The organism is Bacillus sp. 05T31, from assembly GCF_056396725.1.
Genome location: NZ_JBFTMA010000028.1, coordinates 1 through 17015, shown reverse-complemented (window position 1 = coordinate 17015; position 17015 = coordinate 1). Strand labels below are relative to the sequence as shown.

The 17015-nt window shown below is 33.7% G+C and carries 17 protein-coding genes and 2 pseudogenes; 14 read left to right on the top strand and 5 right to left on the bottom strand.

Features of this window, described 5'->3' with window-relative positions:
• The 7 genes from AC1DJR_RS03625 to AC1DJR_RS03595 form a co-directional block, all read left to right on the top strand.
• Window positions 1–1712 (top strand): hypothetical protein (locus tag AC1DJR_RS03625; RefSeq protein ID WP_477002031.1); only part of this gene is annotated, 1712 nt, incomplete at its 5' end.
• A 15-nt stretch (window positions 1713–1727) separates the two neighbouring features.
• Window positions 1728–3704 (top strand): hypothetical protein, encoded by a 1977-nt coding sequence (locus tag AC1DJR_RS03620; protein ID WP_477002030.1) that lies wholly within the window; start codon window positions 1728–1730, stop codon window positions 3702–3704.
• Between the two features lie 12 nt (window positions 3705–3716).
• Complete coding sequence (locus tag AC1DJR_RS03615) at window positions 3717–4097, top strand: hypothetical protein (RefSeq protein WP_000537590.1); 381 nt, start codon at window positions 3717–3719, stop codon at window positions 4095–4097.
• A gap of 15 nt (window positions 4098–4112) precedes the next feature.
• The gene (locus tag AC1DJR_RS03610; RefSeq protein WP_477002029.1) at window positions 4113–5063 is read left to right on the top strand and encodes a hypothetical protein; all 951 of its coding nucleotides are present in this window, start codon (window positions 4113–4115) and stop codon (window positions 5061–5063) included.
• A gap of 34 nt (window positions 5064–5097) precedes the next feature.
• On the top strand, window positions 5098–5325 hold the full coding sequence (locus tag AC1DJR_RS03605; RefSeq protein ID WP_410593421.1) for a hypothetical protein: 228 nt from the start codon (window positions 5098–5100) through the stop codon (window positions 5323–5325).
• Between the two features lie 69 nt (window positions 5326–5394).
• Window positions 5395–5892 carry a phage holin family protein gene (locus tag AC1DJR_RS03600; protein ID WP_410593419.1) on the top strand — a complete coding sequence of 166 codons (498 nt, stop codon included), beginning with the start codon at window positions 5395–5397 and terminating at the stop codon, window positions 5890–5892.
• Between the two features lie 80 nt (window positions 5893–5972).
• On the top strand, window positions 5973–7037 hold the full coding sequence (locus AC1DJR_RS03595; RefSeq protein ID WP_477002028.1) for an N-acetylmuramoyl-L-alanine amidase: 1065 nt from the start codon (window positions 5973–5975) through the stop codon (window positions 7035–7037).
• Between the two features lie 215 nt (window positions 7038–7252).
• Here AC1DJR_RS03595 and AC1DJR_RS03590 read toward each other — a convergent pair whose 3' ends face one another.
• Genes AC1DJR_RS03590 through AC1DJR_RS03575 form a run of 4 tightly spaced genes read right to left on the bottom strand, consistent with a single transcriptional unit; the run spans window position 7253 to window position 10123 of the window.
• Entirely contained in the window at window positions 7253–7732 is a 480-nt protein-coding gene (locus tag AC1DJR_RS03590; RefSeq protein WP_199662467.1) for a DUF2247 family protein, read from the bottom strand.
• 12 nt (window positions 7733–7744) lie between these two features.
• Window positions 7745–9448, bottom strand: a complete 1704-nt coding sequence (locus AC1DJR_RS03585; protein WP_477002027.1) for a T7SS effector LXG polymorphic toxin — start codon at window positions 9446–9448, stop codon at window positions 7745–7747.
• Complete coding sequence (locus tag AC1DJR_RS03580) at window positions 9445–9807, bottom strand: DUF3958 family protein (protein ID WP_477002026.1); 363 nt, start codon at window positions 9805–9807, stop codon at window positions 9445–9447. The genes AC1DJR_RS03585 and AC1DJR_RS03580 overlap by 4 nt, the downstream gene beginning before the upstream one ends.
• Window positions 9808–9847: 40 nt before the next feature.
• Window positions 9848–10123 (bottom strand): TIGR04197 family type VII secretion effector, encoded by a 276-nt coding sequence (locus tag AC1DJR_RS03575; protein ID WP_477002025.1) that lies wholly within the window; start codon window positions 10121–10123, stop codon window positions 9848–9850.
• Between the two features lie 374 nt (window positions 10124–10497).
• Here AC1DJR_RS03575 and AC1DJR_RS03570 point away from each other — a divergent pair.
• Window positions 10498–11277, top strand: a pseudogene (locus AC1DJR_RS03570) (tetratricopeptide repeat protein); the annotation flags it as partial.
• Window positions 11274–11399, top strand: coding sequence for an aspartate phosphatase (locus AC1DJR_RS03565; RefSeq protein ID WP_477002024.1), 126 nt, complete (start codon window positions 11274–11276; stop codon window positions 11397–11399). The pseudogene AC1DJR_RS03570 and the gene AC1DJR_RS03565, both read left to right, overlap by 4 nt.
• A gap of 162 nt (window positions 11400–11561) precedes the next feature.
• Here the strand turns inward: AC1DJR_RS03565 and AC1DJR_RS03560 are convergent.
• Window positions 11562–11756: pseudogene (locus tag AC1DJR_RS03560) on the bottom strand (Y-family DNA polymerase); the annotation flags it as partial.
• 128 nt (window positions 11757–11884) lie between these two features.
• Here AC1DJR_RS03560 and AC1DJR_RS03555 point away from each other — a divergent pair.
• The 5 genes from AC1DJR_RS03555 to AC1DJR_RS03535 all read left to right on the top strand — a co-directional run.
• Complete coding sequence (locus AC1DJR_RS03555) at window positions 11885–12166, top strand: hypothetical protein (protein ID WP_477002023.1); 282 nt, start codon at window positions 11885–11887, stop codon at window positions 12164–12166.
• A 472-nt stretch (window positions 12167–12638) separates the two neighbouring features.
• Window positions 12639–13526, top strand: coding sequence for a GIY-YIG nuclease family protein (locus AC1DJR_RS03550; RefSeq protein WP_215561363.1), 888 nt, complete (start codon window positions 12639–12641; stop codon window positions 13524–13526).
• 224 nt (window positions 13527–13750) lie between these two features.
• Window positions 13751–14872 carry a Wadjet anti-phage system protein JetD domain-containing protein gene (locus tag AC1DJR_RS03545; protein ID WP_252195726.1) on the top strand — a complete coding sequence of 374 codons (1122 nt, stop codon included), beginning with the start codon at window positions 13751–13753 and terminating at the stop codon, window positions 14870–14872.
• Window positions 14872–16392 (top strand): hypothetical protein, encoded by a 1521-nt coding sequence (locus tag AC1DJR_RS03540; RefSeq protein WP_477002022.1) that lies wholly within the window; start codon window positions 14872–14874, stop codon window positions 16390–16392. Before AC1DJR_RS03545 ends, AC1DJR_RS03540 begins: the two co-directional genes overlap by 1 nt.
• Window positions 16373–17015, top strand: a 643-nt coding sequence (locus AC1DJR_RS03535) for a DUF6063 family protein (RefSeq protein WP_477002021.1), incomplete at its 3' end; no start/stop codon positions are given. The genes AC1DJR_RS03540 and AC1DJR_RS03535, both read left to right, overlap by 20 nt.

Genomic DNA, 17015 nt, shown 5'->3' with positions numbered 1-17015 from the left:
AGATAGAAGCAATGGTACACGCTTCTGATGAAACAAATCTTATAACGAATGAATATGAAGTTGCACCGATCATACAGCAGGATTTACTAAAAGGTAAGTTACGTGAATTCGCTGCAGGTGTAGAAGTATTACCGGAATGGGTAAATGTTGCGCGTATTGTATACGGTGAGGGTTTTTATAATGATCTTATGGCCGACAGAGTTACAACGGATTATGAAGCTGTATCAATGCATAATGAAACGAGCGATATTGTTACCAGGGAGCTAAAAGCTACACATGCAGAAGTTGCTTTATCTACTGCAGTTCCAAATATATTACCTGTATCCATTGTCGAAAATGAAACTGGTGATATACAGCAAAAAGAAATACTTCTTCATGCTCCGGCGCAATTCGAATTTGGTACAAAAGAGCGAGAAGTTAAAGTGATTATAGAAGAATTTGATTTGTTCAATGGTATGGGTATACCGGTTTATCTGCCGGATTATGATTTATTTGCTCGTATGCAAAGAGACATTGAAACATCTATTACTACACAATATGAATCAAACCGCTTAGAAGAAATAGAAAACGTGAACCTGCTCCCTTATGAAAATATAGAAAGCGCGTATTTAATTCGTGACATAAATGTAGAGCAAATCAACCTGGATCACTCTATTCGAACAAAGGAACTTGCTGCAGATGTTATTGCAAGTAACGAAGTAAGCAAAAAAATAAATGTACTTGATTCTGAAAGAAATGAATCTGCATCATTTACAAGAACAAAAGAACAGTATGCGAATGTAGATACAACCCACACATTTGAACGTATCGTAGAAACACTTGATTCTGTTTATACCGATCAACCTGCAGTACTTACACATGTAGATGCAATTTCTTCATTCGGATTAAAAGAACACGTACTTATTACCGATGTAAATACTGATGAAGTTGCCAATAAAACAGAAAAAGAATTTCAAGCTAACATAGAAGAGTTTGATTTATTTGAGGGCCTTGGTATTCCCGTATATCTTCCAGAATTCGATTTGTTCGGCCGTGTTCAAAAAGAGCTAGAAACACGTATTGCCTTACTTAATGATTCATCTAAATTATTAAATGTGATGCAAATGAATCTAGATCAAACAATTGAATCTGAAAAAGCAATGAAAGAACATACAACTGCAGTAATTGAAGAAGTAGCTTCTGACATCGTTCCAGTTATTTTAGATGCTGAACATATATCATTAGACGTTTCTTATAAACAGGATACACAACAAGCTCTTATTACAGAGCAAGAAGCTTTTACCGGTATACGTGAATTTGAAGGCGGAATTATCTCTGATACAACACCAGCTGATAAAGAAGTTATAACAGCAGATACAAATATAATTGAAACTGTAGATGCTGCAAGAGAATCTGAACGATATGTAACCGTTAGTGAACATGAATTATTAGAGCGACAGACTAGCATAGAAGCTGTAACTAATGAAGCAGATACATTTTATAGAGAACATGAATTAGAAAGCGTTACAGTGAAATATGAACAGTTTGAACGTACACCAGAAAGAGAATCAGTTCTAGAGGATAATGAACTATTCAAAATGGAGAGAGTGCTAGATACAGAAAAGCCAGATGAATTAATAGTTATCGAAAAAGAAAATGATGATCCGAAGTTATGGCTGCGACATAGCCGCCAATCTTGGTGGACAAATTCAAACTGGAAGAAAACAAGATAAAGAGAAGGTGATGGAATGGCAACACCCCAATTAGGTAATAGTTTACCGAAACCGGAATCTGGATGGAATCGTAAGTATTTCCAACTCGATAACGTTAACACTTTTTTTCAAGGGGTAAGAGATACGAATAAATACCCAAATGCTAATTGGTTTATAGTAGGTGCAAATAATACTCCTTCTTCGGAAGGCTGTTGGATTGCCTTCTCTGATCCCAAAAATACAAATGATGATATATTTTCATTTACATTTACGGGGACAGCTTTTAGAATAATGCAAAAATCTAGTTTGGCACATCGTTACAATATAAAAGTAAGAATAGATGGTGGGAATTGGATTAAAGGCTCATTAATTCCTAATTCTCCATCAATGTTTAGAGTCTGTTTTGAAAAATTAGATTTACCTAGTGGCACTCATAAAGTAGAGGTAACTTATGATGGTTTCATTACTGGTTCAAATGATAAGGATGTTTATACGTTTTTATCTGCTATTGATTACGCAAATTTTAATGCTAAAGTCGGTGATGTATTAAAAGAACCAGAGCCTGGTTGGAAACGGTTTGATGATACGGATAGCAATTTTCAATATTCTGGAGCATGGGACATATCTAAATCAGCTGAAACCTATGGAGGTTCTATACACTTTTGTCGAGAAAACAACAAAATAGTAACTGTACAATTCAATTTTTTCGGGACAGCTTTACGAATTATAGGATTATTATTTTCTGTGTATGATGTAGGTCAAATTTCAATCGATAACATGCCCCCCGAAAACATCTCTTATAAAAATGGTTCCATAAAGCATCAGGCACTAGTTTATGAGAAATTGGATTTAAAAGAAAGTCTTCATACAGTTAAACTATCTGGTCTTAATATAAATTTTGACGCAATTGACATTCTAAACGGAGAGCTAGTTCCTCTTAAACAGGAAAAAACAAAGGTATCCTTATACGAGAAAGAAAGTGGAAAAATATTTGTAGATGATTTTAATACCATAAATCCAAAATGGCTTATGTCGCCATCAAATGCATTTAACAATGCTGTAAAAAAAGGATTCCTTCGTATAAATCATGCTGCAGATAAAGACGTTATGCTATTAATCGATAAGCCACCAGGTAACTTAGCAATCCAAGTTATTGCGGATTATGCTCCTACAAAAGAAGGAGATGAGGGCGGCTTACTGATCTATCAAAATGAAAAGAATAAAGTTGAATTCATTGAATCTTATTCTGCTAATAGCTCTCAAAGCAATAAAGAGTGGATGGCAATATGTAAGGAAGATCAATGGGACTTTTACACAAAGTCAGATACATTTTTTGATTATGCGGATAACGATTCATTAATAGGAAAACGAATAGGCGTTGTTCTAAAAAGAGGAACTGCAGAGGGATTTGTACCGCTAGACATCAATAAAATTATTATGACAACAAGCAATATGTTACGTCTGCGCCAACTATATGAAAATTATAAGGTTGTATTAAAAGATACTGCAGATAATGTCCTGTCTACTAACATTGTAGCTGCAGCTCATACAGGCATTGATATTTTACTGCCTTCTTTAGAGTTTGAGGGAATCATAGAAATATATGATGAAGAAAACGAACTACTGGCAAAGAAACAAGCTACCTTCTATGGTGGGGATATGTATTGTATGGGTTCATCCCTACAAATCAAAATGAATAGCGCAGAATTAAATACAACGGATCCAACGAATTTAGGTTACATGGTTAATAATGAGCGTATTGTAAAAATGACAATCGTAAATGACAACATCGGTGCTGCTACAAATATAAAACTATCCATTCAGCAGTACATGGAGAAAGTCGGTTACACCTGGGCACTTATTTCATTGGATGGTACTAACTATTTGAATGAAATACTGATTGATTCAGTAGCTGCACAAAGCACACGTGATTTTTGGGTAAAGGTTGTGAAGGATACAAATTTCCTAGCATTCGAACCAATTTATTTTAATATTCATCTAAAACATAATTGAGGTGAATACAATATGGGAACTGTAATGAAATTATATAGATATACATCCGAAAGCGAGATTACACCGTCAATCCTTATTGAGAGGAATGTACAAATTACAATTGAACCAGGAAAAACTCTATATACTCCATTGGATGTAGGTTGTAACAAATACGATATTCGCACGATTCAAGTTACAAATGATTCAAACGTTGAAGCAATGCTATTTATGTACGACCAAAAAGAGAATGGGAATCAAATTTATAAAAGCTTATCAGAAAAAAGAACATATGATATTTTAGCCATTCCTTGCGAGGATAAAGATCATACAAACAAGGTCCATCTTTATATAGAAAATAGGGGCGTAGCAAACTCTACTTTTAATGTTTCTATGAAAGCGATACGTTTAAGTTAAGGAGGAACATATAAAATGACAAATAAAATTTGTAAGTTACACAGACTAGAGCGAAGAGAAGTCTTTATGAAGATTATCGATGAAATGAAAAAGGCTGGATGGCAGCAATTAAATGCTGATGCGCCATCAAAAGATAAAATTTATGTCATGTACTCAAGCGGTAACGACGGTATGAAGAACCATTCTTTAGAATTGCGCCCATTCGATTACGTCAGTACAACTTCCAAAGATATTGTAGCAGATAAATATCCATATCATGATATAAGAGATCCTGCTAATTCTGTTACTGATGCAAGCTTTAGATTAATTGAACGATATGATAAAGAGCAGGATGTTACTTTCGGAGGACCTGGTCCTTTCTACCCGTTATGTTTTCATCAAGGGAAAACAACTAGCTCCACTAATGCTAATACTATTAGTAAACCAATTGCTATGGTGGACCTATATTTATACGTTGATAAAGACATTGTTATTTATTGTGTTTACGAAAACGATGATAATCTTCCAGAACGAAAAGGAAAAACTGTAATAGGTTTATTTGGCATTCCAGATGAACTATATCAACAAGAACAATTCAGCCCTATATCTTCCCCTTTTAGTGTCTTAGTGAGCGCTTGTCCAAATTGGTACCCAACTTCAGCACTGGTAGCTGCTAGAAGTAAACTTATATATGATGGATTAAAAAATGTTCCTGTTACTACTTTCATGTGGGATAAAGTATTTTTAAAGGCGCCATCTTTAGAGGGAAATATAATATTCACGTCATTTTTCATGGGAGATAACGTAGATGGATTAAGAGCAAAATTTGATGGTCTTTACACATATAGGGGTTCAAATTTTGTAACTGGCGATATCGTTGAAATTTTTCAAGATGAAGAAGTACAGAAGTATAAGTTATTTAACACCTACTACTCAAGTGTATGGAGTTCATTTCCGGATTACAACATTGCACTACGAGTAGAATAAGGCTGGTGATTTTATGACAATAAAAGGCATAATAATGCAACCGGAAACACTATATAAAACCGCAAAACGTAAACCGCAAATACACCAAGGTTCAAAATTAGAAATCAGTAACATGTATCTTACAGGGGTTAGGCAAGCTTCTATACGGAAAGGAGTTATGTTCAACTTCTCCCGAAATGAAAGCAAAAATTCTGAAAAAGAAGTAATGAAGGCACCACGTACTGAACCACTAGAATACGCGTGGAAGAAAATGAATATGTGATTTTATCGAAATAGAGCGTGCAACAGCAGGCTTTTTTATTTTGGCCAAAATTTGAAAGGAGGTGAGAACTTGGAACGAATTCACGAACTCATCAAGTCATTAAATATAGCCGATGTTATTACAAGTACTCAATTTAAAGCAGGTGCAGTAATAAGTGGTGGATTAGGAACACTAGTTAATTTTATGTATGGAAAGACGAATCTAATTTGGATAGTGATTTTCGGATGGATTATCATGCTGGACTGGATTACTGGTAGTAAAGCTTCAAAGCTGGACGGAACATACAGCAGCCAATATGGAATTGAGGGCATCACGAGAACCGTGGTGCTTTTATCATTACCTGCTCTTGCACATTTCTTTGATATGGCTCTTAAACTACCGGATTTCTTTTTCTTCATGGTAACCGGTGGGCTAATCTATCATATCTTTAATAGTTTTGCTGCAAACTGCGCGAGAATCGGCTGGGATAAATGGATTCCTGCATGGTTATTAGAAAGTGTAGCATCCGAAATCCAGGCGAAAATCCAAAGGTCCGATGCAAGAAAAGAAAAACATAATACCAAATAAAAATATACGCCTTACATAAGGAAAGAGCATTGTCAAAAGACAGTGCTCTTTTTGTTTGGCTAAAAAGGGGAAAATACACAATGAAAAAACCAATTAAACTATTTAGTTCATTATTTATGACTCTATTGCTCTTATTTTCGTTCACTACGGCTTCATTTGCCGATAGAGTACTAATTATCCAAGACTTACCGAAACAAGCGTATCGTAACGGTGTGGGCGCTTATGAAGGCGTTGTAGCACATAGTACAGCAACACCAGAAGCGCCAGCAATTAATATTCAAAAATATGAGTCTCGTACATGGCGCTCTGCCTTTGTACATTATGCAGTAGATTGGGATGAAACAATCCAAATTGCCGATACAAAACATATTGCTTATGGTGCTGGACCAGGAGCGAATAAACGGTTTGCACATGTAGAATTATGTGAAACAAGAGATTACGAKAARTTCAAACGCAGCTATGATAAATATGTKAGGYTACTWGCTAAAATTCTTCGTGATCGTGGGTTATCTGTAGAAAAAGGATTATGGACTCACTACGATGTAACGAAATATCTTGGTGGAACAGATCATGAAGATCCACTTGATTATCTTCGTAGTCACGGTRTTTCWGAAGCTCAATTTAGAGCGGATGTACAACGAGCATACAATAATTCCGATGTGGATGTTTCTGTGCCTGAAAAGCCATTTAAACCAGCAGAAGTTCCAACAGCTGTAACAGATGGTATTGCTTATATTGAGGGATACAACGTTAACTTACGTAAGGGGCCAGATACAAGCTATTCTAAGATTCGTCAGCTAAATAAGCCAGAAGCTTATGTTGTGTGGGATGAAAAGGACGGTTGGTTAAATCTTGGCGATGAACAATGGATTAAGAACGATCCATCTTATGTGAAGTTTAACAAGAAAAGTACAGTGGATTCTTCTATTGTAGGGAAGCGCGTTGTTTCWAAAGTTAACAATCTACGTTTCTATGATGCTCCWTCTTGGCAGGATAAAGATGTTGCTGGTACTTTAGATGCAGGATTAGGATTTACCATTGATGTAAAGGTAACTGTGAATGGAGCGCCACAATACAAAGTACATAACAGCAAGGGTAAAACATACTATGTATCAGCAATTGAAGCCTATGTGTATGTAAAGTAAGAGTTGCAAAAGAGCATCCACTTAAATAATAATTTTTAATTTAAATCAACAAAAGAGACCTCAAATGTGAGGTCTCTTTTGTTGATTATTCTCCATATGTAACTTTCTCTTCACTTACTCCAAGCTAGATAACATGGTTCATTGAAATATCCAATCCTAAAGAAAAATTTTTCTTCAAAAAGTTCTTTTCATGCCCTCAGAATCTAGCAAAGTAGCTATTCAATAAATTTTTTCTCTGAATCCAAAAATTTATAAAACCTATTTAATAAATCTTCCTTCGTAGTTGGGGTGTCTTGGGGCATATAAGTAATAAAACTTGTCATATCTTCAGGATAATCATGTCTATCATAAAACTCTGCAATTCTATTTAATAGTTCATCCTCATCAGTAATCTTTTCTTTTAACTTAGATAAGTAAACGAATCTGAGTTTACTATTCTCATTCTGTAATTCTTCACTATTTTCTTCTAAATTAGGAAAATGGAAATCTTTAATTTCAAACAAAATTTTATCTAAATCACTAGAATCTATTCCCCAAGCTAGTTCATTAACAAAAGCTTCATCATCACCAGCTTCCATAAGTTCCACCGCATAATCAGAAATGACATTCGGTTCAAAATATTTTTTATTTACGCCAGTATAAATAGTTTTCCAATCATACTTAAGACCTTTGTTCTTAAAATCTATTAAATCCATATAATTCTCCTTTTACTTTTTTGGAACTTGATTTGGTTTCCCTGTAACAATACCATTTTCAATAAATCTTCTATGACTTACATTTCCATTTGGTTCAACAATCCACTCAAAGACACCTTTTTTCCCACCGTTGCTTCCTTCTATTTGGAAGAATCTTCTACTAATGCGATCTCCTCCTACTAATGGAAATTCATCAGCAAATCTTGAGTAATTATCAACAATATCAGAAAAGCCATGTTCCTTAGGGACATGAGGAAACTCTTTTACTATGATGGGCTTTCCTTTTTCATCTCTTCCCCAAATAGGTTTTACTTTATCAATCTTTTCTCCACTTCCAACTCGCTTTCCATCAATAACAGGTCCCTCTAATTCCTTAATTACTTTTGGATTATCTCCGCTGGTTTTATTACTAGTATTATCCATCCCCTTAGTAGCATTTTCCTCTTTATCAAGTTTACCATTCTCTTTAACTTTATTAACATGCCCACCAGAAGATGGAGAAGACTCGAATTTTTGAAGAGTATCCTGAGCAATATCAGATCCAGATCGTATACCATTTCCACCAGAGAAAGCATAAGAAACATCTTTTTTAAAAGATTGTAAAATATCGGATGCTTGCTTCAATTCCTTTACTAGCGTTACGCCTTTAGCTAATGTACTTGCTCCACCCGCTCCTTTTGTGACGAGGCCTGCTTTACCTAGTCCCTTATCGAGAATTAGACCGATACCTATTTGTGTTAATCCATAAGTAGTCCATTGTGTACGGCTCTCTGCATCTCCATCTATTATATCTCGTTTCATAGTACTTGAAAATGCATGCCACATATTTTTTGTCGTCTCATCCAAATGTAAAATCGCATATGTAACATTAATAAAAGTTCCTATATCCATATTACTTAAAGTTTCCATGGACTTGATTTCATCTTCAACAGCTTTCCCTGTTCCGATTACAGTACCATTCCACATCTTTTTTACTGTTTCGAACATTGTAACTACATCGTCTACCTTATCGTCCCAAGCCTTTCTAATCGGAGATTTCTCTTCTATCCTACCGCACATTTCTCCATCTTTAATTGAATGGTCAGCTTTTCGGGATATCTCTTCTGTAATCGCTTGGATAGAAGTTGTCCATTCCATATTCAACCCTTGTGTACTAAACGTGCCACTTGCAGGACTAAAACCTTTCCCACTTTGGACTTCAGCAAGACCCGTCGCAATGCTAGCGGCTAATTGAATTGCTGTATTATAGTTATTACTAGATGTTTGGTTGAACTGATACAAATGATCTAATTTTTCTTGAAGCTTGCGCCTCATGGCAATAAAAAGATTCGTCATAGCGTCCATACCCGGGATTGGCATAGCTTGACTGATGGCTTCCATACTTGCCTTCATTCGGTCAATTCCTCGAATTTGTTCTAGTATTTCTTGTTCGATGACATCTGTTGAAGCTACTTGTGATTGAAATTGACTTGGAAAGGCGTCATTCTGACGGATTAATTCTTCACACAAGTAAATGATTCCTTGTGCTAATGGACGAAAGGTTTGTGCAAAGAATGCTTTTGCACTGCTATATGTTTGTCCTTGTAGAACAGTATCAATTGCAAAAGCATCAATCGACTGAATAGCTTGTTCCATACCTTGAATGGTAGCGGTACATACAGCGTTCATGCTTTGTGTTTGCGTATGTACTTCCCCTAGATACATATTCAAACTCATGAATTGACCACCTTTGCTAGATTCTGTTTTTGATAGTAAAGGTCATTTTCTAAGTCAGTAAGATTTCGTTTTTCCTTAAGCAATGTTTCTTTTTGATTTTCCAATTCGAAAGTAAGCTTTCGCTCAATATATTGTGCATCTTGACTCATATTCATAAAAAACAATGACATTTCTCTATCTCTATGCCAAGTTCCTAAAATACGGTCAAACAAACGATGGTTTTGATTTTTCCATACATGAAAATCTTCTTCTACTTGTTCCCGTGTTTGAATCGCAGATTGATTCCGATTCTGTTCTTCAAATACACTTCGTAATTTTTGATTTAATTGATTCATTTGTTTTTCAATATCTTGACTCATCTTTTTCCTCCTACCGTTTTACTTTACGTAGGTTATTACATTAGCGAAAAGTATTTTGAAGTTCGTTATCCATTCCCTCAAACTCGTTAGCTACCGAATGAATATTATCAACCGCTTGTTGAAAAGCAGCAGAAAATTGTTTCGTTAAATCTAAAACTTGTTGATTCGCTTCTTGTGCTTTCGAGTTAACAGATAGCGTTGTACGCGTCGCCTTTGTTATAGAACGACTTGTTGCACTTTGAATCCTGTCAGAAGCTGATCCCATTTTCGTAGCAATTTGTGTTGCTGTTTGTAAATTACTTTGGAATTGTCCCATCGTATAAACCCTTTCTATATTTCTATGAACGTATTAAAGAAGGGGAGTGCCTAGTATGTATGTCCATTATCCTATTGTTCTTTATAGGAACCCTCCTGGGAAAATATTGCAGATATAATTATAACAATAAATGGTTAAAGTTTCCTCAAAAAAATGTATTTTACAACATATGTGTTTGTTATAGTTCTTAATAGGTAATGTAGTATAACGTAGAGGTAAAACACTAATGGGAAAGTAATAAAATGATGCTACTGATTTATATGTACAATTTAGGGAATTAAACAAATCTAATTTCTCATGTTGTTTACATATATAATAGAGGGTAATGAAAAAACTACACATTTTCATTGTTGCTACCATGTTGGCGTCAACCTATTTACGCCATTAATACAGCAAACCACAGCGAAGCAAAGGTTCAATTTAAAAAAGCTGAAAATCTTATCAGTTACATGCATGATGAAATTGAAAAAGCTGAATTCAATTATATGATTGCTATTTTCTACTATCATACTTTGAAACCTATTTTAGCAATCCGATACGCTATGAAGGCAAAAGAAGTATTTGCAATTTGCGAAGGATATGAACTAAAAACTGCTGCATGTCTAAATACTTTAGGAATGGCAAGCATACGACTAAATGAATTCGAAAACGCAGAAGAATATCTCATTTCAGCATTAGATACTTTCAGAAAATGTGATGATGAAATTCTGACTAAACGAGTTAAACATAATTTAGGGCTTTTATATGCAAGTCAAAACATGTCAGAGTTAGCAATTAAGCATTTAGAGGAWTCAYTAGAAAAYAACGCTAAAACKATGTTTCTTTTAGCRAGAGARCATTTYAAGTTAGGTMAYMATSATAWTGCTAATGAATATATTGWRAAKGGCTATAAGATTAGTGACKTATGTTATCGCCACCATTTTGAAATTACTAGGGCATTACATAATAATGCACCACAAGCAGAATTAGAAAAATTAGTTATAGAAGGTATTTCGTATTTTGAAAAAGAAGAATTATATGATTGGGTAAAAGAATATGCWTMTCTTTTAGGTGAGAAATTCTATGATTCAAAAGACCATGAAAAAGCGAGTAAGTATTTGCACGTTGCTTTGGATGCAGACAAAAAGAGYATAGAAAGAAGGGYGCTAAAATGAAAAAAGCAATCYTATTAATGATGATGTTATCCGCTGTTTTTACTTTTGGKMTTACTAATGTAAAAGACGYAYCACAAAATGAAACTATTGAAGTGTTTATGGATCATGGAGAGCATATTTAATTATCTAAAAAAAGAGGGAGCTGCGAGCACTCTCTTTTTTAATTATGAACATATTAATTTAGAAATAACATAAGTAACAGTAGGAATGAAAAATATAAGAGATAATGTTCCATAGTACCAAATACGGTCTGATTTACATTCTTAAATACCAAACCATACATTCTTCTTTACACCCAATGCTTTTAAGGGTGGAGTTCCGGCTATAACGATTGAACCGCTTCTATTTACATCACCGACTACTGCTAATTTTGTATGCATAGGGTCTAATCCCATTTTGATGCAACTTACTGAAGCGTAAAAACTTCATAGAACTACACATAAGATGATTTTATTGGTTAGGATTGAATAGTCATACACTGTGATTGCCCCTTCATAAAAGAGCGTATGTTCTTTTATGAAGGGGGATTTTAAATATAATGTAAAAAGAATCTTTTAAATGGAAAAAATTTTTTCTATTATATTATAATTACTAAATGTTGTTAATTATGATTTTGAAAGCAGTGAAAATAATGGAATTATTTTCAATAAAAGGCATGGATAATTTAGAATATACTATTAAAAATAATGGTAATTTATCCAATCGGTATTACATTGTTAATCTTTATTCCTATAAGAACAATGGGTATCAAGAACCAAAAGAGACTTTAGAATTTGGAAATCGAGATACTGATAAAAATGAATGGATGCATATTGAAATATATCCTGATGAAGTATTTATGCGTATAAATACTTTGGGGGAAGAAAACATAGTAAGAAGATTAATATAAATCGTGATTTGACTAATGAAGCGTTAATTTTAGAAGTTATAGGGATATTTACAAATTACTAGGGATGATTAGTTTGTATCAAACTATTTTACATCAGGATTTAACAGCTATATTTTTTACCCCGTCCTATATTTAGGATGGGGTTATGCGCTAGTTTGAGTTTGATTAAAGAGTAATCAGAACAATTCCAATGTTGTTATCATGTACTTTGTTATTGGTAACTTCAAAGAAATCTACATTCCTATTCACAGCAATGGCTTCACTCAATCCTAATTTCAAATTTGCTACTTCGTTATTAAAGCTAGAATTTTTAAAAGGAGAAATTATTTATGAGTTTCTAAATTAAGCTTAAATTTTAACTGTATTTTCAATTATATATTTATTAATAAGTATATAAAGGATATATGTTATAATATTTTAATTGGAAAATAAAGTTTATTTTAATTCTACAAAATAATATGGAGGAAAAAGAGTGGAAATCGTTAAAGACATTAAACTAATAAGACAATATTTGCAGATGTTGGATGAGAAATGTTCTTGTATATTTCATAATTCACATAGGGTATGTGGAATATATGCTATTTTCAATAAAATAAATGGTAAAGTGTATATTGGAAAAACTACAAAAAAAATATTTCATTATCTTCGTACCGTACGGTTATATGCATTAAGAGAGGGGAGTATGCATAATAAGCAGTTACAAAGCGATTTTAATACTTATGGTGAGGAAAATTTCGAATTTTTTATAATAGATAAATTTGCAATTGTTGATGAGGGTTCAACTATGTATGATGCTTTAAACCAAACTATAAATTATTTAGAGGTTTTCTATATTAGCCAATTAAAGACAAATGAAGCAGCCTTTGGCTATAATATTTTAATTGGAGGGGACAATGATATAACAATAACAGGGATTAATTCATTAGTTTATCAAGAAAAATTAAAGAGAGAACAATGGGTGTATGGAGATCTAGTTGGATCAAAAGAATTGCCATTTGCCATTCCAGATATATATATTCCTAGAAAAAGGCTAAAATGTCCTAATAATCCACCAGGATTGGGCTCTATTATAGGTTCCTATATGAAAAAAGATCGAAAAGCAAATAGTTTCAATCAATACGTTAATATATTCTTGACAATGTATCGTGAAAGAGATTACGTTCAAGCCCACATGCATTTAATCCCATACTTACTGGCCCAGCAAGTGCGAAAGGTATATCCAAACACTCCAATAACTAAAGTGAATGGGACTTGTAAGTCTTGTAAGAAAGAAGTTTCAGAAAATGTTAAAATATATTGTCTTTCATATATAGATAAATTTAAAGGCAATATTTATTGTTATGAACATCAAACCTTTTAATCTTTGAAATAATTATAAGATTTAATATAAATTAAAAGTTTTTTACTAACTTAGCAATACAACATAAAATTTAATAGTAAGTAACCAAGAACCTATATTATCAATTTTTTTGATGTAGGTTCTTTTATTTTAAGTATATATAAAAGAAACTTTTAAATTTACCTAATGTTTGAGATTAGAAATCTACTATTGTGGAGAAGCTATAAAAAAGAGGAATGATTATTATGTCAGATATAAAAAAAATTATTAATAATTATATTACGTGTTTTAGAGAGAAGCAGGGAAAATCAAAAAAACTACTTCGAATTGAACGTTTTGAAAATGATGTTATCATGGCAGCTGGTTGTGCTCGAAAATATAACGAACTAGGAGGTTATAAAAAATTCTACGAAAGTATTATTCAGCTAAAGGGTGAAGGCACGTTGAAAGATTTGGCAAATCCCAGATTAAATGGGAAAAAGCCTAGTCTTCATGAAGCATATTGGATTGTACCTAAGTATGTTGAAAATACATGGGATAAAGCAGCGATGGCAAAGGTAATGAACTATTTAGATTTAAGTTTCTATTTACGAAAAAAAATATATCAGACTGAAGATGAGTGGAAGAATATATTAATACTCTATGAATTTATAAAAAGCAAAGATTCACATAAAGAAATAAATAGAGAGGAGCGCTCATTGATGTTATTTAGGAGTGAAAAATTTCATGATGATATTGAAGCTGAAAAATATTTAGCTTCTTCGGCGGGGAGTCGTTTAATGAATCGGCTTCAATTAAAACCAGCAGACCTTTTGTATAAAGTTGTACATGAGCCATTTCATTATTGGAAGAACGAAGCAGTTCCAGAAAATCATTTACATGAAGTTCTGATTGTGGAAGGTTTATCCACTTTTCAAACTCTTAAAGAGGTATTAATACAACAACTTCCATGGAAGTTTGGACCTATCCCACATTATTTAATTTGGGGAGAAGGATATCGAATAAGTAAGACACTAGAATATTTGAATGATATTATTGGTGATCCTACTCAGCTAACAATACGTTACACAGGTGATATTGATTATGAGGGGTTCAATATCTACTTTGACGCTAAGAGTAAATATAGGGATCTCAACATTTTGCTGGCCTACCCTTTTTATTCTTTTTTAAGTTCATTTTCAAATGAATTTGCAACTAATATATTGACAGAACAAAAAGTAAACAATAAAAATTTATTTCTACTTCAAGACGAGTTTAAGAACTATAAAGAAGTTTTTGAAGTGATTAATAAATTATGGGACGAACGGAGACGTATTGCTCAAGAATGTATAAATTTTGATACTCTTTTTAAGAGGGGGAGTGAATGATGGAAAAGGCTCTAAATTTGTCATTTGATGATTTAGGAGCACGTTTTAAGACCCTAATTCCTGTTTGGATTCTTGGTACGGGAGCTAATTTTGGTAGGTTAAATCATTTTGCTCGTCATGTGTCATTTACCCTCATTGCAGTAATTTTCTATCAAGAATTATTAGATGATCTTAGGCGAACACGAGATGATTTAGTACAGACGGTTTATAAGATGACAGAATTAATGAAGATAGAGTGTGATTTGGATGAAGCAGAGAAGATAGTTGATGCTCTTATGGTTAATGAGGGGAGTTCAAAGCATACTTTTGCTTTCCAAGAACAATTTTTTAATGAGCAAATAATGGAATGGGAGACATTTCGTTTTCAATACCTTGAAGTTGATAGGGATGCGACAAATTTCGAGGAAGGGGTACCGGTTTATAAGTTGTCTGAAGAAGCTCAGGCTCTTTTTTTAAATACAAATGAAGTTCAAAAGCACCTCCCGATTTCAATACAACAGATCTTGATTGAGCTGCTAATTGAAAAAGGAGAGTTGAAGTCGGACTTAAGGATGTTAGATTCGTTGAACCATAGAGTTATGACTCTATCCAAAGAGGAAAAAATTCACAAAGATGAGCTAATAAGGAATCCAAAATCAACCATATATGATCATAAAAATAGATGGGGAAAGCAGTTGAAGGAAGTGGAATCGCAATTTGAGGAAGAGAGCCAAAAATACCGGAAATTAGATGGGATTTTACGCAGAATTGCTGTTTCTCCAGAGCATCAAAATACTTATATGCAATTAACAAAACGACTGACTAAAACTAAAAATAATCATGATAAGTTAGCAAGGTTAGTTATTGAAAATGTCCGATTAGAATTACAGATAAGAAATTCTCATTTTCGAAACATATGGTTAACAAATACTACCTCATTTAGAAAAACGATTTGGGAAGATAGGGCAAAAGTAGTTGGTTTTGTTCATGCTGATGAAATGTTAACTTTGGTGGAATCACTGTTTTCGCCTCAGAAACCCTCCATCTTACCGATGGAATGGGGAATTGAGGAGCATATGGATATAAAAAGTTCTACTTTTGGAGGAACCGCAACTAAGAGAAAAGTTTATCTAGAGCCTATTTCTCTTGATTGGGAATCCATCTTATTATTATGGAAGCCTATATTTGAAGAATTACTGAGGGCAGGAAGTGTTTCCTTGAAATATTTACAACAAATAGATGAATTTACATTGGCAAAGTGGGTGGAAAATCGTGATGCTTTTGATTTCTGGTTAGCTTTTGCCTCAATGGATGAACCTTTTATTATAAGTGAAGAAAATATTCAACAAATAGACAGTGATGATAAAGCATTGTTGCTCTCTAAGTTGATGGAAAAATATCCAGAGCTATCCGTATTAAGGGGTAGACAAATTTTTAATAGCCCAAGTAATGATGCGGTGGTATTACGAAATAAAATTGATGTATCTACTTACATCTTAACCTTGAAGGAGGCGAAGGAAGATGAATATCGCACAAATTGAAAAGGCAGCTTTTGAATTGGTAGCTTGTTTATGGCAGAGGAAATATCTACCGAATGATCATGCATTGGTTCATCCATATATTGAATCTCAAGAAGTTCGAAATTGTGTAAGAAGACTTGCAGATAGCTTTGGATTAAAAGTTGTAAGACAAGATAAACACATGCATATTCTTGTGCAGCCACACAATTCCTTCCATACTAATCCAATCTCTGAATTAAAGCGAACTGTTAAAACTTATGATAATCGAATTAATTTATATATTATGGGAGTAATATGGATGGTTATTTGTTCGGAAGCGGATAACGATATTGATTCTAAAATTAAATGGGAAAATGAAGGCCTTTCTTATGGAGAGATTGAAGAGCTAGTGACTAAAACATTAAATCATTGGTACGAACTTGATGCCGAATCGGATGGAACATTTTCTAAAGACTGGTCCCTCGCGGTGAGTGAAATGCATAAAAAATGGAGGTTGCTTCGCTATCACAAATTAGAAAATGGACGTGTAAGTTATATTAAGGAATCTAAGTTTGGTTTAATAGATGGTGCGGTAAGGGAGCTGGAAAAGGATAAAATGGTATTCATTGAACGCACAGCACAAACTAGTCGGATGACCCCAACAC